Origin of the sequence: Streptomyces soli (assembly GCF_003999195.1) — a bacterium.
GTDB lineage: Bacteria > Actinomycetota > Actinomycetes > Streptomycetales > Streptomycetaceae > Actinacidiphila > Actinacidiphila soli.
Map to the genome: position 1 here is coordinate 50,991 of NZ_RJVR01000317.1, position 20,392 is coordinate 71,382.

General features: G+C 71.2%; 19 protein-coding genes. 9 read left to right on the top strand and 10 right to left on the bottom strand.

What is annotated here, in order from left to right:
• Positions 1–39: 39 nt before the first annotated feature.
• Positions 40–636 carry a TetR/AcrR family transcriptional regulator gene (locus EFK10_RS36520; RefSeq protein ID WP_127359936.1) on the bottom strand — a complete coding sequence of 199 codons (597 nt, stop codon included), beginning with the start codon at positions 634–636 and terminating at the stop codon, positions 40–42.
• A 93-nt stretch (positions 637–729) separates the two neighbouring features.
• Here EFK10_RS36520 and EFK10_RS36525 point away from each other — a divergent pair, with 93 nt between their 5' ends.
• Positions 730–2,286 (top strand): MDR family MFS transporter, encoded by a 1,557-nt coding sequence (locus EFK10_RS36525; protein ID WP_206305729.1) that lies wholly within the window; start codon positions 730–732, stop codon positions 2,284–2,286.
• On the opposite strand, the gene EFK10_RS36530 is transcribed toward EFK10_RS36525, so the two are convergent.
• From EFK10_RS36530 to EFK10_RS36550, 5 genes are all read right to left on the bottom strand, one after another.
• Entirely contained in the window at positions 2,266–3,429 is a 1,164-nt protein-coding gene (locus tag EFK10_RS36530) for a sensor histidine kinase (RefSeq protein WP_407647222.1), read from the bottom strand. The two genes, EFK10_RS36525 and EFK10_RS36530, sit on opposite strands and share 21 nt — an antisense overlap.
• 302 nt (positions 3,430–3,731) lie before the next feature.
• Positions 3,732–4,421, bottom strand: coding sequence for a two-component system response regulator CseB (cseB, locus tag EFK10_RS36535; protein WP_127359937.1), 690 nt, complete (start codon positions 4,419–4,421; stop codon positions 3,732–3,734).
• Between the two features lie 8 nt (positions 4,422–4,429).
• The gene (locus EFK10_RS36540; RefSeq protein WP_240677691.1) at positions 4,430–5,014 is read right to left on the bottom strand and encodes a hypothetical protein; all 585 of its coding nucleotides are present in this window, start codon (positions 5,012–5,014) and stop codon (positions 4,430–4,432) included.
• Entirely contained in the window at positions 4,999–5,544 is a 546-nt protein-coding gene (locus tag EFK10_RS36545; RefSeq protein WP_127359938.1) for a SigE family RNA polymerase sigma factor, read from the bottom strand. The genes EFK10_RS36540 and EFK10_RS36545 overlap by 16 nt, the downstream gene beginning before the upstream one ends.
• Positions 5,545–5,714: 170 nt before the next feature.
• Positions 5,715–6,587: an HhH-GPD family protein gene (locus EFK10_RS36550; protein ID WP_127359939.1), complete on the bottom strand. Its 873-nt coding sequence runs from the start codon at positions 6,585–6,587 to the stop codon at positions 5,715–5,717.
• A gap of 144 nt (positions 6,588–6,731) precedes the next feature.
• On the opposite strand from EFK10_RS36550, the gene EFK10_RS36555 reads away from it, so the two are divergent.
• Entirely contained in the window at positions 6,732–7,562 is an 831-nt protein-coding gene (locus tag EFK10_RS36555; protein ID WP_322973449.1) for a hypothetical protein, read from the top strand.
• 4 nt (positions 7,563–7,566) lie between these two features.
• On the opposite strand, the gene disA is transcribed toward EFK10_RS36555, so the two are convergent.
• Positions 7,567–8,691 (bottom strand): DNA integrity scanning diadenylate cyclase DisA, encoded by a 1,125-nt coding sequence (disA, locus tag EFK10_RS36560; RefSeq protein WP_127359941.1) that lies wholly within the window; start codon positions 8,689–8,691, stop codon positions 7,567–7,569.
• 67 nt (positions 8,692–8,758) lie between these two features.
• Positions 8,759–10,150: a DNA repair protein RadA gene (gene radA, locus EFK10_RS36565; protein ID WP_127359942.1), complete on the bottom strand. Its 1,392-nt coding sequence runs from the start codon at positions 10,148–10,150 to the stop codon at positions 8,759–8,761.
• A gap of 213 nt (positions 10,151–10,363) precedes the next feature.
• Between radA and EFK10_RS48065 the strand changes: the two genes are divergently transcribed.
• Entirely contained in the window at positions 10,364–11,953 is a 1,590-nt protein-coding gene (locus tag EFK10_RS48065; protein ID WP_164836293.1) for a BACON domain-containing protein, read from the top strand.
• 44 nt (positions 11,954–11,997) lie between these two features.
• On the opposite strand, the gene EFK10_RS36580 is transcribed toward EFK10_RS48065, so the two are convergent.
• Positions 11,998–12,744 (bottom strand): hypothetical protein, encoded by a 747-nt coding sequence (locus EFK10_RS36580; protein WP_127359969.1) that lies wholly within the window; start codon positions 12,742–12,744, stop codon positions 11,998–12,000.
• Between the two features lie 131 nt (positions 12,745–12,875).
• On the opposite strand from EFK10_RS36580, the gene EFK10_RS36585 reads away from it, so the two are divergent.
• The 4 genes from EFK10_RS36585 to ilvD all read left to right on the top strand — a co-directional run bounded on the left by EFK10_RS36585 (position 12,876) and on the right by ilvD (position 17,426).
• Positions 12,876–13,814, top strand: a complete 939-nt coding sequence (locus EFK10_RS36585) for a Ppx/GppA phosphatase family protein (protein WP_127359945.1) — start codon at positions 12,876–12,878, stop codon at positions 13,812–13,814.
• Positions 13,815–13,955: 141 nt separating this feature from the next.
• Complete coding sequence (locus EFK10_RS36590) at positions 13,956–14,759, top strand: sugar phosphate isomerase/epimerase family protein (protein WP_127359970.1); 804 nt, start codon at positions 13,956–13,958, stop codon at positions 14,757–14,759.
• The gene (locus EFK10_RS36595) at positions 14,759–15,424 is read left to right on the top strand and encodes a TetR/AcrR family transcriptional regulator (RefSeq protein ID WP_127359946.1); all 666 of its coding nucleotides are present in this window, start codon (positions 14,759–14,761) and stop codon (positions 15,422–15,424) included. The genes EFK10_RS36590 and EFK10_RS36595 overlap by 1 nt, the downstream gene beginning before the upstream one ends.
• Before the next feature lie 148 nt (positions 15,425–15,572).
• Positions 15,573–17,426 (top strand): dihydroxy-acid dehydratase, encoded by a 1,854-nt coding sequence (ilvD, locus tag EFK10_RS36600; protein WP_127359947.1) that lies wholly within the window; start codon positions 15,573–15,575, stop codon positions 17,424–17,426.
• Positions 17,427–17,461: 35 nt separating this feature from the next.
• Here ilvD and EFK10_RS36605 read toward each other — a convergent pair whose 3' ends face one another.
• Entirely contained in the window at positions 17,462–19,600 is a 2,139-nt protein-coding gene (locus EFK10_RS36605; RefSeq protein ID WP_127359948.1) for a protein kinase domain-containing protein, read from the bottom strand.
• Positions 19,601–19,724: 124 nt separating this feature from the next.
• On the opposite strand from EFK10_RS36605, the gene EFK10_RS36610 reads away from it, so the two are divergent.
• Together EFK10_RS36610 and EFK10_RS36615 are read left to right on the top strand one after the other, a co-directional pair.
• A complete protein-coding gene (locus EFK10_RS36610) occupies positions 19,725–20,009 on the top strand; it encodes an SH3 domain-containing protein (protein WP_127359949.1) in 285 nt (94 codons plus the stop codon).
• Between the two features lie 10 nt (positions 20,010–20,019).
• Positions 20,020–20,361 (top strand): SH3 domain-containing protein, encoded by a 342-nt coding sequence (locus tag EFK10_RS36615; RefSeq protein ID WP_127359950.1) that lies wholly within the window; start codon positions 20,020–20,022, stop codon positions 20,359–20,361.
• Positions 20,362–20,392 lie beyond the last annotated feature (31 nt).

A 20,392-nucleotide genomic window follows, 5' to 3' on the forward strand; every position in this document is an offset into this window, starting at 1 on the left:
TCCTGGGTAATTACCAGCGGCGCTGCCCTTCCTGCGGCATCAGGGCGTGTCGGTCTGACCCCGGTGGGCGTCGCGGTGGGCGTCGGCGATGAGGCCCTGGGCGACCTCGAGGATGGCGGCGCGTTTGTCGTCGGGGTCGCCCTCGATGCTCTGCATGGCGAACATGCCGGCGTGCATCGAGAAGAGCGCGGTGATGCAGCGGACCTGGTCGGTCATGGAGTACTCGGGCTCCTTGAGCAGCTCGCCCAGGGCCTGGATCTTTGACTTGAAGGTCTCGCCGATGCTGAGCTCGCGCACCGTGGCCTGGTTCTCCTGCATGAAGCGGAAGAGCTCGGCCGCTCCCCAGAGGGTTTCGCTGTAGCGGCGCAGGATCTCCTGCTTGGTGGCGAGAGTGCGGGGCTGGCCCTCGGCCCAGTCGATCAGCTCGTCGACGGGCCTGGCCAGGTCGTCAACGATGCTGATGAGGATGTCCTCTTTGGTCTTGAAGTGGTAGTAAAGGGCCGCCTTCGTGACGTCGAGGTGCTCGGCGATCTCGCGCAGGGAGGTCTTCTCGTACCCCTGCTCGGCGAAGAGCGACAGCGCGACGTCCTGGATGCGGTGTCGCGTATCACCCTTGCGTACATGCGGCGTAGCCATGCGCAAACTTTAACTTACTTGACGACCGGCTAGCGATTGCCTACTGTCACACAATAAAACAACTAGCCGGTCGGCAAGTAAGGGGAGCTGGACATGGCGACGACACAGCAGCCACCGCAGCGCAGCGTGCGGGTGGTGCTGTTCGGGCTGATGATCGCGATGTTGCTCGCGATGCTCGACAACATGATCGTCGGCACCGCGATGCCGACCATCGTCGGTGAACTGGGGGGTCTGAACCACCTGTCGTGGGTGGTCACCGCGTACACCCTCGCGACCGCCGCCTCGACCCCGATCTGGGGAAAGCTCGGCGACATGTATGGCCGCAAGGGCATCTTCATGTCGTCGATCGTGATCTTCCTGATCGGCTCGGCGCTGTCCGGCATGGCGCAGGACATGGGGCAGCTGATCGTCTTCCGCGCCATCCAGGGCCTGGGCGCGGGCGGCCTGATGGTCGGTGTGATGGCGATCATCGGTGACCTGATCCCGCCCCGGGAGCGCGGCAAGTACCAGGGCATGATCGCCGGCGTGATGGCCGTGGCGATGATCGGCGGCCCGCTGGTCGGTGGCACGATCACCGACAACTGGGGCTGGCGCTGGAGCTTCTACATCAACCTGCCGCTCGGCGCGGTCGCCCTGTTCATGATCTCAGCGGTGCTGCACCTGCCGAAGAAGCGGGTCGAGGCCCGCATCGACTACCTCGGCGCCGCCCTGTTGACCGTCGGCATCACCTCGCTCGTCCTGCTCACCACCTGGGGCGGCAACCAGTACGCCTGGGGCTCGGCCCAGATCATCGGGCTGCTGGTGCTCGGAGTCGCCGCGCTCGCGGCCTTCCTCTACGCCGAGACGCGGGCGGCGGAGCCGGTGCTGCCGCTGCACATCTTCCGCAGCCGCAACTTCTCGCTGATCTCGGTGATCGGCTTCCAAGTCGGCTTCGTGATGTTCGGGTCGATGACCTTCCTGCCGCTGTTCCAGCAGATCGTGCAGGGCGCGTCGGCGACGAACTCCGGCCTGCTGCTCCTGCCGATGCTGCTGGCGATGATGGTCGTGTCGCTGATCGCCGGACGGGTGACGACGCAGACCGGCCGCTACAAGGTCTTCCCGATCGTCGGCGGCGCGCTGATCACCGTCGGGCTCTACCTGCTGTCGACGATGGACACCGGGACCACCCGCTTCACCTCGGGGCTGTACATGGCCGTGCTGGGCGCGGGCATGGGCTTCCTGATGCAGATCACGATGCTGATCGCGCAGAACAGCGTCGAGATGAAGGACATGGGCGTGGGCTCGTCGTCCTCGACCCTCTTCCGGACCATCGGTGGCTCGTTCGGCGTCTCGCTCTTCGGCGCGATCTTCACGCACCAGGTCAGCGCCACGATGACGGCACGGTCCGGCCAGGCAGGCGCGTCGGCGACCTCGGGGTCGGCGCAGCTGGACATGGCCAGCCTGGCGAAGCTGCCGCCGGCGGTGAAGGACGCGTACCTGCACGCGGTCGCGTCCGGTACGCACAACGTCTTCCTGTGGGGCGCGGCGGTCAGCGTCGTGGGCTTCGCGGCGTCGTTCTTCGTGAAGGAGATCCCGCTCCGCGGGGCCCTGCCGAAGCCGGCCGAGGAAGAGGCTCCGCCGGCCGACTCGCTACTCGCCCGGCAGGACTAGCTCGGCGATCGCCCCGCCGCCATCCTGCGGCGGGGCGTTGCGGAAGGTGAGCCGGGCGCCGAGCACGCGGGTCTGGCCGACCGCGATGGTCAGGCCCAGGCCGTGGCCACTGCCCGCGCGGTCGGCGGAGCCGGTGCGGAACCGGCTGGGGCCGTCGCGGAGCAGGTCGTCCGGGAAGCCGGGGCCGTAGTCGCGGACCTGGACGGACGGCCCGTCGACGGTGACCTCTATCGGCGGCTTGCCATGCCGGACGGCGTTGGCCAGCAGGTTGGCCAGGACGCGTTCGAGGCGCCGCGGGTCGGTGCGTACGACCGCGTCCCCACGGATGGCGACATGCGCGGACGGCGATGCCACGACGACCCGGCGGCGTACGAACTCACCCAGCGCCACGTCCTGCAGGTCCGCGTGCTCGGCGGCGCCGTCGAGGCGGGAGACCTCCAGGACGTCCTCGATCAGGGTGCGCAGGACGGCGACCCGGTCGTGTACGAGCTCCGAGGGGCGGCCCGGGGGCAGCAGCTCGGCGGCGGTGACCAGGCCGGTGACGGGAGTCCGCAGCTCGTGGGCGATGTCGGCGGTGACGCGGCGCTCGGCTTCGAGGCGGCCGGCGAGGGCGTCGGCCATGGCGTCGATGGCCCGGGCCAGCTCGTCGGTCTCGTCGCGCACCCGGCCGCCGATGGCGTCGCGGACCCGTACATCGGTTTCGCCGTCGGCCACCCGGCCGGCGGCCTCGGCGGCCTTGCGGAGCCGGCGCGACAGCCGGCCACCGATGAGGACACCCAGGGCCGTGCTTCCGCCGACCACGGCGGCCGAGCCGGCGGTCAGGGCCTGGTCGAGGTCCGTCAGCACGGAGAAGGTGTCGGCGAAGCCGGCGTGCAGGGAGATGATCCGGCCCCCGGGGACCGGGGTCGCGGCCCAGATGACGGGGGAGTGGCTCGTCTGCTGGACGTAGGTGGCACGCTTGCCCTTTTGGGCGAGGTGCTTGAGCGGGGCGGGCAGCGCAGGGTCGTCGAGGCGGGCATTGATGGTGAGCCGGCCGGTGGACTCGTAGATCCGCTCGGCGAACTGCACGCGCTCGTTCTGCACATCACGGGAATTGTCGATCATGCTGGCGCGGGCCGCGTTGTGGACGACCAGGCTGAGCATGATCGCGACCAGCGCGGAGACCGCGGCGATCGCGGCGCTCAGCTTCCAGCGCAGTCCGATCTTGACGGGGCGCACGCGCGCCAGGAGGGGCTGGGGGGCGGGCCTGGCCGCTTCCCTGGAAGTGATCTCGCCATCGGTGCGGGCGTTGGCCCGTGCGTCGGTCCGGGCGGCCTTCGGAGCGGATTTCGGTGCGCTGCTCCCGGCGCCGGTCGCGGAGTCGCGCGGCACCCTTGCCGGAGCGTCCGCCCCGGATGGGGGCGCGCTCTCCGTGTCGTCCCTGACCTTCTTCGTGAGCACCGCCTTCACGCCTTCAACTTGTAGCCGAAGCCGCGCACGGTCTCGATCCGGTCCTGGCCGATCTTCGCGCGCAGCCGCTGTACGTGGACGTCCACGACCCGCGTGTCGCCGCCCCACCCATAGTCCCAGACCCGCTCCAGAAGCCGGTCGCGCGACAGTACCGTCCCGGGGGCGGCGGAGAACTCCAGCAGCAGCCGCATCTCGGTCGGAGTCAGCGCGACCGGCTCACCGCCGCGCCGCACCTCCATCGCGTCCGGATCCAGCTCCACGTCCCCGAAGGACAGCGCCCCGCCGTCCTCGGTCTGCTCGGCGGCCGCTGCCGTGGCCTGGCCGAAGCGGCGCAGGACCGCCCGGATCCTGGCGGTCAGCACGGCGCCGTCGAATGGCTTGGTGACGTAGTCGTCGGCGCCCGCCTCCAGACCCAGGACGACGTCGATGGCGTCCGCCCGCGCCGACAGCATGATCACCGGCACCGTCGACTCGTCTCGGATCCGGCGGCACAGGCTGACCCCGTCCAGTCCCGGAACCATGACATCGAGCAGGGCGATGTCGGGCTGCTCGGCCCGGAAGGCCTGCAGGCCGGCCAGTCCCTCGGGCACGGCGGTGACCTTGAAGCCGTCACGCTCCAGGGCGAGTGTGGTCGCCTCGCGGATGACGTCGTCGTCCTCCACGAACAGGACGTGCGTCTCAGCCATGGGAGTCCTTAGTGGGCGCCGTAGTCGCGATGTGTGAACGAAACCCGGCTGAACTGCGTGCCCGTCCATCGGTAGGTGGTGATGTCCTCCCCGGAGGGATTCGACACCGAGTCCTGCGGGTCGTACACGTGATGGGTGACCTTCAGCTCGCCGTCGCTGACCTCGGCGACGACGGGCGGCTGCTCGTCCACGAAGACATTGCGGTACTTCCCGTCCTGCAGCCGGTAGACGTAGCTTCCGATGCCCACGTCGTCGCAGGTCGAGACGTTGACGACCATGTCGGTGGGAGCGCCCGAGGAGGTCCCGGTCAGATCCCCGAAGCGGGCTTCCACAGGATAGGAGCCATGGGCGCCGCAGCTCACCAGATCCTCGCGGATGTCGGCGGCGACCTTGCGGTCCTTCTTCAGCAGCTTCACCGGGTCGGTGCCGCTGGCGGCGGACGGGGTCGCGTAGGCCGTTACGGCGGCTGAGTCGGTGTTCGCGGTGCCTTCCTCGCGTACACCGCCGGAGTGATGGCAGCTGGCCACAGCGATCAGAGCGGCGCACACGGTGACCGTGGCGGCCGCGGTGACCGGGACTATGCTGCGGCGCACGCGACCTCCGTCCTGCTGTAGCTGTAACCGTTGACGTGCCTGTTCTGCTCCAGCTCCGCGCGCAGTCGTGCCAGCGCCCGGTGCAGGGTGCTCTTCACCGTACCTACCGACATGCCGAGCGCGACGGCCGTCTCCTCGGTGCTGAGCTGACGGTAGTGGCGCAGCAGGACGACCTGCCGCTGCTTCGGGGCGAGGACGGTGAGCGCGTCAAGCAGCATGGCGCGGTCGGCGCGCTGCTCGGTGCAGTCGTCGACGGCGTCCTCGGGGAGGTCGACGGTCGGCACCTCCTCCAGCTTGCGCTGGCGCCACCACTCGGTGCGGGTGTTGATCATGACCCGGCGCATGTACGCGTCCGCCAGGCCCTTGTCGGCGATGTCCTGCCAGCGCGGGTAGGTGCGGGCGAGGGCCGTCTGGACCAGGTCCTGGGCGTCGATCGGGTCCGGGACCAGCCTCCGGGCGCTGCGCAGCAGGGCGTCCTGCCGTGTGCGCACGTAATCCTCAAAGTCCAGTACCTGGGCGTTCGCCGCCATGGGTGGTCCCTCCGTCCGGTATCGCTCGGTCACGATGCGGCTGACGCTACGGAGCGGATGTCCGGCTTCTGCGACCGCACGCGCACAGCGCTCGCACAGGCGGCCGTCGATTGTGTAACGACGGGGTGTTTTGGGGCCTAACCGGACAAACGGACGCGCTTCGGGAGGGCCTAGCCCGGCAAGCGGTAGACGCCGGCCTCGACCGGCTCCACGAGGCCGTCGGCCACCAGCCCGTCCAGCGCCCGGGCCCGCTGCACCGGCTCGTCCCAGACCCGGTCCAGCACCGCCTGCTCCACCGGCCCGTGCGCCTCGCGCAGCACCGCCAGCAGCTTCCCGCGCACCTGACGGTCAGTCCCGGCGTACGTCTGGCCACGCCTGGGCGGTCCGTCGTGCGCCGGCGAGCCCGCCAGCCGCCACGCACACCGCGCCGCGATCGGGCAGCGTACGCACTCCGGGCTGCGGGCCGTGCACACCAGAGCGCCCAGCTCCATCGTCGCCGCCGCCCAGCGTGCCGCCACTGCCTCCTCGGCCGGCAGTAGCCCGGCCGCCGTACGGCGCTCGGCGGCCGTCGTCGCCTGCGGCGGGAACTGCGTGCCGGTCACCGCCCGGGCGAACACCCGGCGCACATTGGTGTCCAGCACCGCATGCCGCTGCCCGTACGCGAACGAGGCGACGGCGGCAGCCGTGTACTCCCCGATCCCCGGCAGAGCGAGCAGCTGCGCGTGGTCGCGCGGCACCTCGCCGCCGTGCAGCTGCGCTATCGCCGTCGCCGCCGCGTGCAGCCGCAGCGCCCGCCGGGGGTACCCCAGCCGTCCCCAGGCCCGCACCGCCTCACCGGCCGGCTCGGCGGCGAGCGCCGCCGGGGTGGGCCACCGGCCCAGCCAGTGCTCGTACACCGGCAGGACGCGGCTCACGGGCGTCTGCTGCAGCATGAACTCACTGACCATCACCCCCCACGGGCCCGCGTCGGGGCGCCGCCACGGGAGGTCGCGCGCGTTGTCGTCGAACCAGTCGATCACGGGGGCGTGGAGATCTTTACTCATGGCGCTTCCGATCCTCGCACAACGGTCGCGCGGGCCCGCCCAGAAGGATCATTAGGCACACAAGTTGCCTGCGTGTCCCGCGTGCCCTCGGTGGTTTCGTGGGAAAGCGCATAAGGTTTGCGCGTGGGCTCGATGCGCAATCCCGTGGGACCTCTCCCGTCCTCCATTTACTGGCGGCGGCGGGCTGTTGTGCTGTGCCTGATCACCCTGTTGGCCTTGCTGGCCGTATGGGTCGTCAACTCCCGTGGCGGAGGCGGCAGCGGCAACGGCGCCGACGGCAACAACGGCCACACCCCGGCCTCGTCGATCACGCCGGGCCCCTCGGCGACCGGCCCGCTCAACAGCAGCCGCCCGGGCGGGTCCGTGGGCGGCGGCAGTGGCGGCAGCGGGAGCACCTCGTCCGGCGGCAGCGGCGACACCGGTACGACAAGCGGCGGTTCGGGTGGCGCCACGGCATCCTCGGGCACCAGCGGCACCGACGGCGGCACGACCTCCGGCGGAACCAGCGGCGGAACCACCACCGGCGGAACCACCACCGGCGGAAGCAGCGAGCAGCTGCCGGCCGGATCGACCCTGCCGGACTGCACCAGCAGCGCGGTGACCCTGACCCTGCGCAGCGCCCAGAACTCGTACGACCCCGGCCAGAAGCCCAAGTTCCAGCTGACCGCGCACAACTCCACCGGCACGTCCTGCAAGCTGGACTTCGGCCCGACGGCGGCGGTCTTCACCATCACGGACGTCGATGACAACCACGTCTGGGCGAGCGACGACTGCCCGGTCGACAAGAGCGCCTACCTGATGCAGGTCCCGGCAGGCGCGTCGACCACCTACACCGTCCAGTGGGGCCGTACGACCAGCTCCCCGCAGTGCGCCACCCCGAGGGGCGGCCAGGCCCAGACGGGCACGTACCTGGTCGAGGCGAAGCTGCCGGGCTTCGCGGCCAAGCAGACGTCACTCGTGCTGAAGAACGACTAGCGGATCAGACGTAGCGCTCGAGGATCGAGGACTCCGCGAGGCGGGAGAGGCCCTCGCGGACCGAGCGGGCGCGGGCCTCGCCGACGCCTTCGACGGTCTGGAGGTCGTCGACGCTCGCGGCGAGCAGCTTCTGCAGGCCGCCGAAGTGCTCGACGAGCCGTTCGATGACGGTGTTGGGGAGCCGGGGCACTTTGGCGAGCAGCCGGTAGCCGCGCGGGGAGACCGCGGAGTCCAGCGCTTCCGGCGAGCCCGCGTAGCCCAGGGCCCTTGCCACGGCGGGGAGTTCGAGGAGGTCGCCCTGGAAGAGGGTATCCAGCTCGACCAGCGCCTCGGGGACGGTGCGGCTGCGCTTGGCGGTGGGCTCGGGCACGTAGTCGCGTACGACGAGCTCGCGCTCGGGCTCGACGCCGGCGATCAGCTCGTCGAGCTGGAGGGAGAGCAGGCGGCCGTCGGTGCCGAGCTCGACGACGTACTCGGCGATCTCGGTGGCGATGCGGCGGACCATTTCGAGGCGCTGGGCGACGGCGGTGACGTCGCGGACCGTCACCAGGTCCTCGATCTCCAGGGCGGAGAGGGTGCCGGCGACCTCGTCGAGGCGCAGCTTGTAGCGCTCGAGGGTGGCCAGCGCCTGGTTGGCCCGGGACAGGATCGCGGCGGAGTCCTCCAGGACCCGGCGCTGGCCGTCGACGTACAGCGCGATCAGCCGCATGGACTGGCTGACGGAGACGACGGGGAAGCCGGTCTGGATGGAGACGCGCTGCGCGGTGCGGTGGCGGGTGCCGGTCTCCTCGGTGGGGATCGCGGCGTCGGGCACGAGCTGGACGCCGGCCCGCACGATCTTGGTGATGCCGTTGTCGAGGATCAGCGCGCCGTCGAGCTTGCACAGCTCACGCAGGCGCGTGGCGCTGAACTCCACGTCCAGGACGAAGCCGCCGGAGCACAGCGACTCGACCGTCTTGTCCATGCCCAGGACGATGAGACCGCCCGTGTTTCCGCGCAGGATCCGCTCCAGCCCGTCACGCAAATGCGTGCCGGGGGCGACGGCACTGAGCGAGGCGCGCATCAGGCCATCGAGGCCGGTACCCCCGCCGGACTTGCCGGGAGCTGTCGCCCGGTCGTTGGCTGCCACTTCACTCCTCCGGTCGCTACGAATGCCCGGATGGGCGAGACCAGGGCAAAGTTTACCGTCGGAAGTGTCAGGGGCGTGGGGCCCTCTTCGGCAGGACACGCAGCGCGTCCCCTATGTCCGTCACTTCCGTCACCTTCATTCCGTCCGGGACGCGACCCGGGTCCGGTGGTACGAGGGCGTGTGTGAAGCCGAGCCGATACGCCTCCGCGAGCCGGCGCTGCACCCCCGTGACCCTCCTGACCTCGCCCGCGAGCCCCACCTCGCCGACCGCGACCAGGTTCTTCGGAAGGGGCGTGTCGATGGCGGCGCTGGCGAGCGCGAGCGCCACGGCGAGGTCGGCGGCGGGTTCTGTGAGCTTTACGCCGCCGACCGTGGCGGTGTAGATGTCCTGCTTTCCGATGGCCTTGATCCGGCCACGCTGCTCGAGAACGGCCAGCATCATCGACACCCGCGAGTTCTCCAGTCCGGAGGTCGTCCGCCGGGGGGAGGGGATCTGGGTGTCGACGGTCAGCGCCTGGACCTCGGCGACCAGCGGCCGCTTGCCTTCGAGGGTGACGGTCAGGCAGGTGCCCGGGACCGGCTCGTCGCGGCGGGTGAGGAAGAGGCCGGAGGGGTCGGTGAGGCCGGTGATGCCCTCGTCGTGCAGCTCGAAGCAGCCGACCTCGTCGGTGGCGCCGTAGCGGTTCTTGATGCCGCGGATCAGGCGGAGGCGGGCGTGCCGGTCGCCCTCGAAGGAGAGCACGACGTCGACGAGGTGCTCCAGCAGGCGCGGGCCGGCGATGGAGCCGTCCTTGGTGACATGGCCGACGAGGATCGTGGACATCCCGCGTTCCTTGGAGGCCCGGATCAGCGCGCCGGCGACCTCGCGGACCTGGGCCATGCCGCCGGGCGCGCCGTCGATCTCGGGCGAGGCCACGGTCTGGACGGAGTCCAGGACCAGCAGCGACGGCTTCACGTCGTCCAGGTGGCCCAGGACTGCGGCCAGGTTGGTCTCGGCGGCGAGGTAGAGGTGGTCGGCCAGGGCGCCGATCCGGTCGGCCCGCAGCCGCACCTGGGAGGCGGACTCCTCACCGGTGACGTAAAGGGTGCGGGCCTGCGCGCTCGCCGCCTTCGCGGCCACGTCGAGGAGCAGGGTGGACTTGCCGACCCCCGGCTCACCCGCCAGCAGCACCACGGCCCCGGGGACGAGGCCGCCGCCCAGGACCCGGTCCAGCTCCGGCACGCCGGTGCCGCGCGCGGTCGCCGTGCGGCCGTCCACCTGGCCGATCGGCTTCGCCGGGGTCGTGACCCTGCCGGGCGCGGTGGTGCGCACCGGCGCGGCCCCGCCGTACTCCTCGACGGTGCCCCAGGCCTGGCACTCGCCGCACCGGCCGAGCCACTTCACGGTCGTCCAGCCGCACTCCGTACAGCGGTAGGAGGGGCGGTCCTTGGCGGCGGGGCGGGTGCGGGTGGTGGCCATGGGCAGCACCGTATCCGCTGCCGCTGACAGTGAGGGTCGCGACGGGGCGTCGCTCGTACGGGCGGGATCGCCACCCGAACGGGTTAAAGCCCGGCGTGAGGGCTGAACCCGTACAGACCGTGGGCCTACCGTCACGGAGTGATGAGCAGCAGGTCTGAAACCTCCTCGCAGACAACCGGCGCGCGCCGCCGACACCGCGCGCCGGTCCAGCGCATGCGCGCAGACGCGCCGGCGGGGGGCGCACGCCGGCGCCCGCAGGGGACGCTGCCGGCCCAGCCGCCCGCGCATTACGAGCCCTACCTGGACGGGCTGTTCACCTACTGCCTGTCCGTGCTGTGCGAGCACGACGCCGCGGCCTCCGCGCTCGGCGACGTCCTGGCCATGGCGGAACGGCAGCGCGCCCGGCTCCGCAATCCCGAACTGCGGCGGCCGTGGCTCTACGCCCTGGCCCGCTGGGCATGCCTGCGAAGGCTGTCCGAGGAAGGGCGCCCGGTGCCGGGAAAAGCCTCGGCCGAGGTCGCGGCGCAGCGCCGGCGCGAGCTGTCGGCGCTGGCCTGGCCGGAGGCGGCCGGTACGACGCCGGAGCAACGTGAGGCGCTGGAGCTGGCCGTACGGCACCAGCTGGCCCCGCACGAGGTGGCGCATGTCGTCGGCATCGAGCCGGACGCGGCCCGGGCGATGCTCGCGCAGGCCGCCTGCGAGGTCGAGCGGACCCGGGCGGCGCTCGCCGTCGTCGAGCTCGGCCGCTGCCCGGCGGTGGCCTGGCTCGCCGGGGACACCCAGGTGCTGCTCGGGACGGCACTGCGACGCGAACTGGTCACCCACGTCGACGAGTGCCCGGACTGCCGCTTCACCGCCGAGCGCGCCGTCGCGACCGGCCCCTGGCCGGGGCTTGCCGCCACCACGGCGGCCACGGCCGTGCTCGCCGTGATCGAGGCGCCGCGCTCGGCGGCGTACGCGGCCCTGCTGAACGCCATGCGGTCCGGTGCGGGGCGTAGCCGCGAGGGCACGCCGCGCTTCGACCGGCGCGGCTTCCCCATGGACCTCAAGGACCGCGCCGCCCGGCGGGCCCGTATGCGGCACCGCGCCGTCACCTCGACCGTGGTCGCCGCGGTCGTCGCGGCGCCCGTGCTCGCCCTCTGGGCTGCCTACCACGGCACCTCCCTCGCCCCCGACAGCCGGGACGAGGGCGCCCTCTCCGCGACCGACCAGGAAGGCCTTGACGGCTACCCGTACGAAAAGGCCGGCTCCGCCGATTCCGCCGCCCCCGGCCACAAGGCCGGCGCCCCTGCGGCCGGCGTCTCGGTCTCCGTCGCCTCTGCCAGCCCCTCGTCCGAGGGCGGCCGCTCCTCCGCCACGGCCGGCGGCTCCTCCGCCACGGCCGGCGCGTCCGCGTCGCCCTCGTCGGCCGCCCCGAGCCGGGGGGCGGGGCCAGGGCGGCTCACGATCGCGGCGGAACCGCGCGGCGACGTCACGGTCATCACCCTCACCGCGTCCGGCGGCTCCGACGTCCACTGGACGGCGTCCACGGGTGCGGACTGGCTCCGCCTCAGCCGGCACGGCGGGACCCTGTCGCCCGGCGACACCACGACCATCACCGTCTCCGTCGACCACCGCTCCGAGCCCTCCGGCCCCTGGCGCGGCCGCGTCGTCTTCTCCCCCTCCGGCGCCGTCGTCACCATCGACGGCCGCGGCCCCTCCACGTCCCCCTCCCCCGACCCCTCCCCCACCCCCACCGACCCCTCCCCGTCCTCCTCCGGCGAGTCCTCCCCGCCCCCGACCGACTCCCCGACGGGCGGCTGAGGGGTTTTCGTGGCCGAAGGCGGCGTGAAGAATCGGGCCCCGCGTCAGGAAATCGGGTCCGCCGGGTGGGGGGCCATGGGCAGGAGCCCGGCGAGCCGCTGCTCACAGAGCTCGGCCAGGGCGGCGTAACCCGCCGGGCCCATGAGCTCGGTGAGCTCGGCGCGGTAGGAGAGGTAGACCGGCTCACCGGCGCCGTGCGCGGACGTGGCGCCGGTGCACCACCAGTGGAGGTCGTGGCCGCCGGGGCCCCAGCCACGGCGGTCGTATTCGGAGATGGAGACCTGGAGGACGCGGGAGTCGTCGGGCCGGTCGATCCACTCGTACGTACGACGGATGGGCAGCTGCCAGCAGACGTCGGGCTTGGTCTCGAGCGGCTCGCGGCCTTCCCGGAGGGCGAGGGTGTGGAGGGCGCAGCCGGCGCCGCCGGGGAAGCCGGGGCGGTTGAGGAAGACGCAGGCGCCCTCGTGGCGGCGGGTCTGGCGCTCGCCTTCGTCGTTGACCTCGGCCCATTCGAGACCGTGGAACTGCCAAGTCTCCGGCGTGAGCCGCTCCGCGTGGAGGGCGACCCGCTTCTCGTCGTCGTCATCGGAGAAGTGCGCGCCGAGCGTGCAGCAGCCGTCGCTGGCGCGTCCGGCCTCGATGCCCTGGCAGCCCTGACCGAAAATGCAGGTCCAGCGGGAGGTGAGCCAGGTCAGATCGCAGCGGAAGACCTGTTCCTCGTCGGCGGGATCGGGGAACTCCACCCAGGCGCGGGGGAAGTCGAGCCCGACCTCGTCCCGGACCGCGTCCACGTCCTGGGGGTCGAGCTGCCGCTTGTTCGCCTTCTTGGTCTTCGCCACGGAGTCAGGGTAAGCATGTGAAGCAAAACGAGCGCGTACCCCGGTTGCCCCGGGGCGGCGCGTGGCGCAGTACCTTTTCGGGCATGAGACTCGGTGTCCTCGACGTGGGTTCAAATACGGTTCATCTGCTGGTCATGGACGCGCATCCCGGGGCGCGCCCGCTGCCGGCCTACTCCCACAAGGCGGAGCTGCGGCTGGCGGAGCTCATCGAGGAGGACGGCGCGATCCACGAGGACGGCGTGGAGCGGCTCGTCGCCACGGTCGCGGAGGCGCTGGAGGTCGCGGAGGACAAGGGCGTGGAGGATGTGCTGCCCTTCGCCACGTCGGCCGTACGGGAGGCGGCCAACGGGGAGCAGGTGCTCGCGCGGGTCGCCGCCGAGACGGGCGTGGCACTGACGGTGCTGTCGGGCGAGGACGAGGCGCGGCTGACCTTCCTGGCCGCGCGTCGCTGGTTCGGTTGGTCGGCGGGGCGGCTGCTGCTCCTGGACATCGGCGGCGGTTCGCTGGAGGTCGGCTTCGGCATGGACGAGGACCCGGACGCAGCCCTGTCGCTGCCGCTGGGCGCGGGCCGGCTGACCAGCGGCTGGCTGCCGGGCGACCCGCCGGCGCCGGAGGACGTACGGTCCCTGCGCAAACACGTACGGGCGGAAATCGGCCGTACGGTCGCGGAGTTCAGCCGTCTGGGCCGGCCGGACCACATAGTCGGTACGTCGAAGACCTTCAAGCAACTGGCCCGGATCGCCGGTGCCGCCCGCTCCGGGGACGGGCTGTACGTACAGCGCACGCTGACGCGCCACTCCCTGGAGGAGTGGGTTCCGCGGCTCGCGACGATGACGGAGGCGGAGCGCATCGCCCTGCCGGGGGTCTCTGAGGGGCGGGCGCGGCAGCTCCTCGCGGGGGCACTGGTGGCGGACGCGGCGATGGACCTGTTCGGGGTCCCTGAGCTGGAGATCTGCCCGTGGGCGCTGCGCGAGGGTGTGATCCTGCGCAAGCTCGACCTGATGGTCAACGAACGCGGCTGAGGGTGAACCGATCGGTGTCTTTCGCGTCACGTCGGCTGGCATCGATGCGCCGTCCGGCCGACCGGCCGCCGTACGCTGTTCCCCGTGGCTCAACCAGCTGACCCGAAGGCGTACGACGACGCACTCGCGGCCGGGCACACGGTGCGTGTGCCCGACGCGAAGGTGGCGCTGTCCACCGCCTCCGTCTACCCGGAGTCGACGGCCACGGCCTTCGAGATCGCGGCCCGGCTGGGCTACGACGGGGTCGAGGTCATGGTCTGGACGGACCCGGTCAGCCAGGACATAGAGGCGCTGCGCCGCCTGTCGGACTACCACGGCATCCCCATCCTGGCCGTGCACGCGCCCTGCCTGCTGATCACCCAGCGGGTGTGGTCCACCGACCCCTGGGTCAAGCTGCAGCGCGCCCAGGCGGCGGCCGAGAAGCTGGGCGCGTCGACCGTCGTGGTCCACCCGCCCTTCCGGTGGCAGCGCAACTACGCGCGGGATTTCGTCCGCGGGATCTGGCGGATGGCGGACGAGACCGACATCCGCTTCGCCGTCGAGAACATGTACCCCTGGCGCTACCGCGACCGCGAGATGCTCGCGTATGCCCCCGACTGGGACCCCACCAACGACGACTACCGGCACTTCACCGTCGACCTCTCCCACACCGCGACCGCCCGCAGCGCGGCCCTGGAGATGTTCGACCGTATGGGTGACCGGCTGGCGCACGTGCACTTGGCGGACGGCAGCGGCTCCGGCAAGGACGAGCACCTGGTCCCCGGTCGCGGCACCCAGCCCTGCGCCGAGCTCCTGGAGCGGCTCGCCGCCCGCGGCTTCGACGGCCACGTGGTGATCGAGGTCAACACCCGGCGCGCCATGACGGCCGCCGAGCGCGAGGCGGACCTCGCGGAGGCGCTGGCCTTCACCCGGCTGCACCTGGCCGCCGCCGCACAGGTGGGCTGATGCCCGGGTCGTCCGCCTCGTCCGCCTCGTCCGCGTCGCCCGCCTCGTCCGCGTCGTCGTCGGAGTCCGCGCCCCGCCGCCGGGGCCGCCCGTCCGGGGCTCGCGCGGGCGACGCCGGGACCCGGGACCGGATCCTGGCGGAGGCGCGTACGGAGTTCTCCGAGCGGGGCTACGACAAGACCTCGATCCGCTCCATCGCAAAGGCCGCCGGGGTCGACTCGGCGCTGGTCCACCACTACTTCGGTACGAAGGACCAGGTCTTCGCCGCCGCCATCGAGGTGAGCTTCGCCCCGGCCCTGCGCGCGCCGGTCGCCGTGGCCACCGGGGACCCGGCCGGGACCGGCGAGCGGATGGCCCGCTTCATCTTCGGGATCTGGGAGTCGCCCGCCACGCGCGAGCCGCTGCTGGCCATCCTGCGCTCGGCGGTGAGCAACGAGGCGGCGGCGGCAGTTCTCCGCGAGCTGGTCACCCGGCGGCTGCTGGTGCCGGTCGCCGAGGGGCTGCACGTGCCCGATCCGCAGCTGCGGGCCCAGCTCGCGGCGGCGCAGCTGATCGGGATCGCGATGCTTCGATACGTCATCAAGGCGGAACCAGTAGCGTCGGCGGACATCGACGAGGTCATCGCGATGGTCGCCCCGACACTCCAGGGTTACCTGGCCGGCTGACCCTCACCCGGAAGCCGGAAGCTCGTGACCAGGGGCCTCGTCCGTAACGTGGACGCCGAGTCCGGCATGCGGACACCCTGTCGGGGCCGGCAGCCGCAGGCGTACGCTCGAAGGATCCGATGACGGAATGGTAGAGAGTGGAGCAACCGTGCCCGAGCTGAGGTCACGTACGGTCACCCACGGCCGCAACATGGCAGGAGCCCGCGCCCTGATGCGCGCCTCCGGAGTCGACAGCGCCGATATCGGGAAGCCGATCATCGCCGTCGCCAACAGCTTCACCGAGTTCGTACCGGGCCACACCCACCTCCAGCCGGTCGGCCGGATCGTCAGTGAGGCGATCAAGGCGGCGGGCGCGGTGCCCCGCGAGTTCAACACCATCGCCGTCGACGACGGCATCGCCATGGGGCACGGCGGCATGCTGTACTCGCTGCCCTCCCGGGACCTGATCGCCGACTCCGTCGAGTACATGGTCGAGGCGCACTGCGCGGATGCCCTGATCTGCATCTCCAACTGCGACAAGATCACCCCGGGCATGCTGATGGCCGCCCTGCGCCTCAACATCCCCACCGTCTTCGTCTCCGGCGGCCCCATGGAGGCCGGCAAGGCGACCCTCGTCGACGGCACGGTCCGCACCCTCGACCTGATCGACGCGATGTCCGACGCCGTCAACGACAAGATCTCCGACGCGGACATCCTCCGTATCGAGGAGGCCGCCTGCCCGACGTGCGGGTCCTGTTCCGGCATGTTCACCGCCAACTCGATGAACTGCCTCACCGAGGCCATCGGGCTCTCCCTCCCCGGCAACGGCTCGGTCCTGGCCACGCACACCGCCCGCAAGGCCCTGTACGAGAACGCGGGCCGTACGGTCGTCGAGCTGACGAAGCGCTACTACGAGCAGGACGACGAGACCGTCCTGCCGCGCAACATCGCCACCTTCGCGGCCTTCGAGAACGCCATGGCCCTCGACATCGCCATGGGCGGCTCCACCAACACGATCCTGCACCTCCTCGCCGCCGCCCAGGAGGCGGAGGTGCCCTTCGGCCTCGCCGAGATCGACGCCGTCTCGCGCCGCGTGCCGTGCCTGGCCAAGGTCGCGCCGAACGTCGCGAAGAACCGTACGTACTACATGGAGGACGTCCATCGCGCCGGTGGCATCCCCGCCATCCTCGGTGAGCTCTACCGCGGCGGCCTGCTCAACGAGGACGTCCACACCGTCCACAGCCCCTCCCTGGACGACTGGCTCAAGACCTGGGACGTGCGCGGCGGTTCCCCCTCCGCCGAGGCCGTCGAGCTCTGGCACGCCGCCCCCGGCTGCAAGCGCTCCGCAACCGCCTTCTCGCAGTCCGAGCGCTGGGAGACCCTCGACACGGACGCCGCCGAAGGCTGCATCCGCTCCGCCGAGCACGCCTACTCCAAGGACGGCGGCCTGGCGGTGCTCAAGGGCAACCTGGCCGTGGACGGCTGCGTCGTGAAGACCGCGGGCGTCGACGAGTCCATCTGGACCTTCGAGGGGCCGGCCGTCGTCTGCGAGTCGCAGGACGAGGCCGTCGACAAGATCCTCAAGAAGCAGATCAAGGAAGGCGACGTCGTCGTCATCCGCTACGAGGGTCCCCGCGGCGGCCCCGGCATGCAGGAAATGCTCTACCCCACCTCCTTCCTGAAGGGCCGCGGCCTCGGCAAGGCCTGCGCCCTCGTCACCGACGGCCGCTTCTCCGGCGGCACTTCGGGCCTCTCCATCGGCCACGCCTCCCCCGAGGCCGCGTCCGGCGGCACCATCGCCCTTGTCGAGGACGGCGATCTCATCCGCATCGACATCCCGGGCCGCACCATCGACCTCGTCGTCCCCGACGACGTGCTCGCCGCCCGCCGCGACGCCCTCGGCGGCGTCTACGCCCCCAAGGCCCGCGACCGCAAGGTCTCGGCCGCCCTCAAGGCGTACGCCGCCATGGCCACCAGCGCCGACAAGGGCGCCGTCCGCGACATCAGCCGTCTTGACGGCTGACGCCTTTCTCCTCACGGCCCCGGACCCCTCCCGCCTCACCAGCGGGAGGGGTCCTTCGCGTCCACGGCGAAGACCGTCCCGTCGGGCGCGGTCGCGTACACCCTGCCGCCGACGGCGAGCGGGGCCGGCACCGACTGCACGTAGCGGCTCGGGTCCTTGCCGATGCGTGCCCTCGTCTGGCCCGTGGGCACACCGCTCGCGGCATCCACCGCCAGCAGCCGCCCGTCGGCTGCCGTGAAGTACAGCCGCCCACCGGACACGACGGGCTTCGATGCTTCGGCCACCGAGGTCTCGGTGCGCCACAGCTGGGCCCGGTGGGCGGTGTCGACCGCCACGAGGGCGCCTCGGTGGCTGAGGAGGTAGACCCGGGTGCCCTGCAACGTGCTCTCGGTGTTCTCCAAGGGCTGGGCAAGAGGTACGCGCACCGCCTTGCGGTGAACGGGGTCGTACCGCACGACCGCGTCGGTCTGGGAGGCGTCGTTGGCCTCCGTGAGATACAGAGCACCGCCCGAAACCCCGACCGGCGTGAGAGTCCCGTCCAGGCGACGCTGCCAGTCCACCTTGCCGCTCGCCGGATTCACGGCGCTGATCAGTGTGCTGGCCCCGTCGCCGGCCTGCTCGGCCGCGTAGACGGAGTCGTCGCCGCACGCCGTCAGCACCGGCTGGGCGTGGCCAGGCAGCGTGCGGTGCCAGCGCTCCTTGCCGGTCGCGCCGTCGATCGCCGTGACGCTGCCCCCGGGCGCGACGAGCAGGACCACGTCGCCCGCATTGCAGAAGCCGCCGTTGTACGTGGAGATGTCGACCGTCCACCGGGCCTTGCCGGTGGCCGGAGCCAGCCCCTCCAGGCGGGATCCGTCCGGTGTGACGACCCGCAGCACCCCGTCCCTCAGCACGGGCGCGGGGCGGCCGGTGTCGCGGTTGCTCGCAGACCCGGCCGACCGCGACCACAGCACCCTTCCGGTGGCCGGATCGAGCCTCGCGGCCTTTACGCCAGGCCCCGCGCAGAACAGGGCGGGCGCGGTAGCCGCATACGAGCAGACCGGCGTGGCGGTGCCATTGCCCAGGACCCGGTCCCATGAGCGGAAGGCACTCGTCCCCGCGTTGGGTGTGCCCGCGGGATCGCTTCGCTCCGGGCCTGTGAATCGCTGTGCGGCCAGGACCCCGGCGGTGCCCAGTACAGCGAGCGTTGCACCGAGGGCGACAGCGGCCGTGGCTGTGCGCCGGGAGACGCGGGGACGGCTTTCGGGTTTGAGCGCCTGGCTGACGTGCTCGTCATGGACCGGCTGCCGCTGCGCCGGCACGAAGCTCGTCGTATCGAACTGGGCGAACGACTGCGTGTCGTACGAAGCCGAAACGGCTCGCAGCTCCGCCATCAGGATGTCCGGGGTCGGTCGTTCCTCGGGCTCCTTGGCCAGGCAGCGTTCGATCAGCGGCAGCAGGTCCTCCGGAATGCCCTTCAGAACTGGTTTGTCGTGCACGACTTGATACGCCACGACATAGGGACTGTCGGAGTCGAATGGGCCACGTCCGGTGGCTGCGTGTACCAGAACCGATGCCATCGCGAACACGTCCGCGGCGGGCCCGACCGATCGAGGCTGGCTGAACTGCTCGGGGGCCATGAAGGGCGGGGTGCCGATCAGCTTGCCCGTCTCCGTACGCAGTGCGCTGTCCGACGGCCGGGAGATCCCGAAGTCGATCACCTTGGGGCCGTCGGCGGCGAGCAGCACATTGCTCGGCTTCAGATCGCGGTGGACGACACCGGCCCGGTGAATATCGCGCAGCGCCTCGGTCAGCCCGGTCATCACGTGCCGGAGTTCGGCGGCAGGCAGTGGGCCCTTCCGTTTGACGAATTCGGAGAGGGTCGGTCCGGGGATGAACAGCGTTGCCATCCAAGGTCGTTCGGCTTCGGGATCAGCGTCCACGACGGGCGCCGTGAAGGCACCGCTCACCCTTCGGGCAGCCGCGACCTCCTGCCGGAAGCGCGCCCTGAACTCGGGGTCCGCCGCGAGTTCCTCGTGCACGACCTTCACCGCCAGGCGCTTCCCGGAGGTCGAGTGCGACAGGTAGACGACTCCCATCCCGCCGGAGCCGAGAACGCTCTCCAACCGGTACTGCCCCGCGTATTGCGGATGTTCCGCTTCCGGATCCCTCCGGTAGCTGTTCAGCGGCGGCATCCCACCACCCCCGTGTGTTCGTGCGAGCCGCGACAGGCGGAGCCTAGCCGATGACCTGAAAGTAGGGTGTTCGGCTTGCTAGCCTGCCGCGTGACAGAGCGTGAATTCATGGGGGAAGGTCAATATGGCCGAGCAAACGGCTGAGAGTGTGAGCGCCGAGTCCGTCACCTACAAGGTCGCCCCGGGCATCCGGCTCAACGTCCGCAGCGGTCCCGGTACCAGCTATCCGGTGGTGAGGGTCCTGCCGTACGACGCCAAGGTGATCATCTACTGCCAGAGCCCGGGCACGAAGGTCAACGGCTATTACGGCACGTCGAGCATCTGGGACAACATCAGTTCCGACCAGTTCATCTCCGACGCCTACGTTGACACCGGCAGTGACGGCTACGTCACCGGCCGCTGCGCCTGAGGAGGCAACGATGATGGGGATCGGAAGGCGAAGTGGCCTGCTGACGGCCGGCCTGGCGGGTGCACTCGCCATGGTCGTGGGCACCGCCACGGTTGCGAGTGCCGCGGACACCTATCCGGTGGCCCCCGGCCTCCGGCTCAATGTCCGCAGCGGCCCCGGAACGGGCTATCCCGTCGTGAAGGTCCTGCCGTACGACGCGCGTGTGACCATCTACTGCCAGTCGCCGGGCACGACCGTCGACGGCTACTACGGCACGAGCAACCTCTGGGACAACATCAATCCCAGCCAGTACGTCTCCGACGCGTATGTGAAGACCGGCAGCGACGGCTACGTCGCGCCGCGCTGCGCGTGACAGCCAGCACAAGACACAGGGGTACTCGATG

Bases quoted from the DNA above. Each gene is read 5' to 3' on its own strand.
- EFK10_RS36520 (WP_127359936.1), bottom strand. From the start codon at position 636: ATGGCTACGCCGCATGTACGCAAGGGTGATACGCGACACCGCATCCAG.
- EFK10_RS36525 (WP_206305729.1), top strand. From the start codon at position 730: ATGGCGACGACACAGCAGCCACCGCAGCGCAGCGTGCGGGTGGTGCTG.
- EFK10_RS36530 (WP_407647222.1), bottom strand. From the start codon at position 3,429: ATGCTCAGCCTGGTCGTCCACAACGCGGCCCGCGCCAGCATGATCGAC.
- cseB (WP_127359937.1), bottom strand. From the start codon at position 4,421: ATGGCTGAGACGCACGTCCTGTTCGTGGAGGACGACGACGTCATCCGC.
- EFK10_RS36545 (WP_127359938.1), bottom strand. From the start codon at position 5,544: ATGGCGGCGAACGCCCAGGTACTGGACTTTGAGGATTACGTGCGCACA.
- EFK10_RS36550 (WP_127359939.1), bottom strand. From the start codon at position 6,587: ATGAGTAAAGATCTCCACGCCCCCGTGATCGACTGGTTCGACGACAAC.
- radA (WP_127359942.1), bottom strand. From the start codon at position 10,150: ATGGCCACCACCCGCACCCGCCCCGCCGCCAAGGACCGCCCCTCCTAC.
- EFK10_RS48065 (WP_164836293.1), top strand. From the start codon at position 10,364: ATGCGCGCAGACGCGCCGGCGGGGGGCGCACGCCGGCGCCCGCAGGGG.
- EFK10_RS36585 (WP_127359945.1), top strand. From the start codon at position 12,876: ATGAGACTCGGTGTCCTCGACGTGGGTTCAAATACGGTTCATCTGCTG.
- EFK10_RS36595 (WP_127359946.1), top strand. From the start codon at position 14,759: ATGCCCGGGTCGTCCGCCTCGTCCGCCTCGTCCGCGTCGCCCGCCTCG.
- EFK10_RS36605 (WP_127359948.1), bottom strand. From the start codon at position 19,600: ATGCCGCCGCTGAACAGCTACCGGAGGGATCCGGAAGCGGAACATCCG.
- EFK10_RS36610 (WP_127359949.1), top strand. From the start codon at position 19,725: ATGGCCGAGCAAACGGCTGAGAGTGTGAGCGCCGAGTCCGTCACCTAC.
- EFK10_RS36615 (WP_127359950.1), top strand. From the start codon at position 20,020: ATGATGGGGATCGGAAGGCGAAGTGGCCTGCTGACGGCCGGCCTGGCG.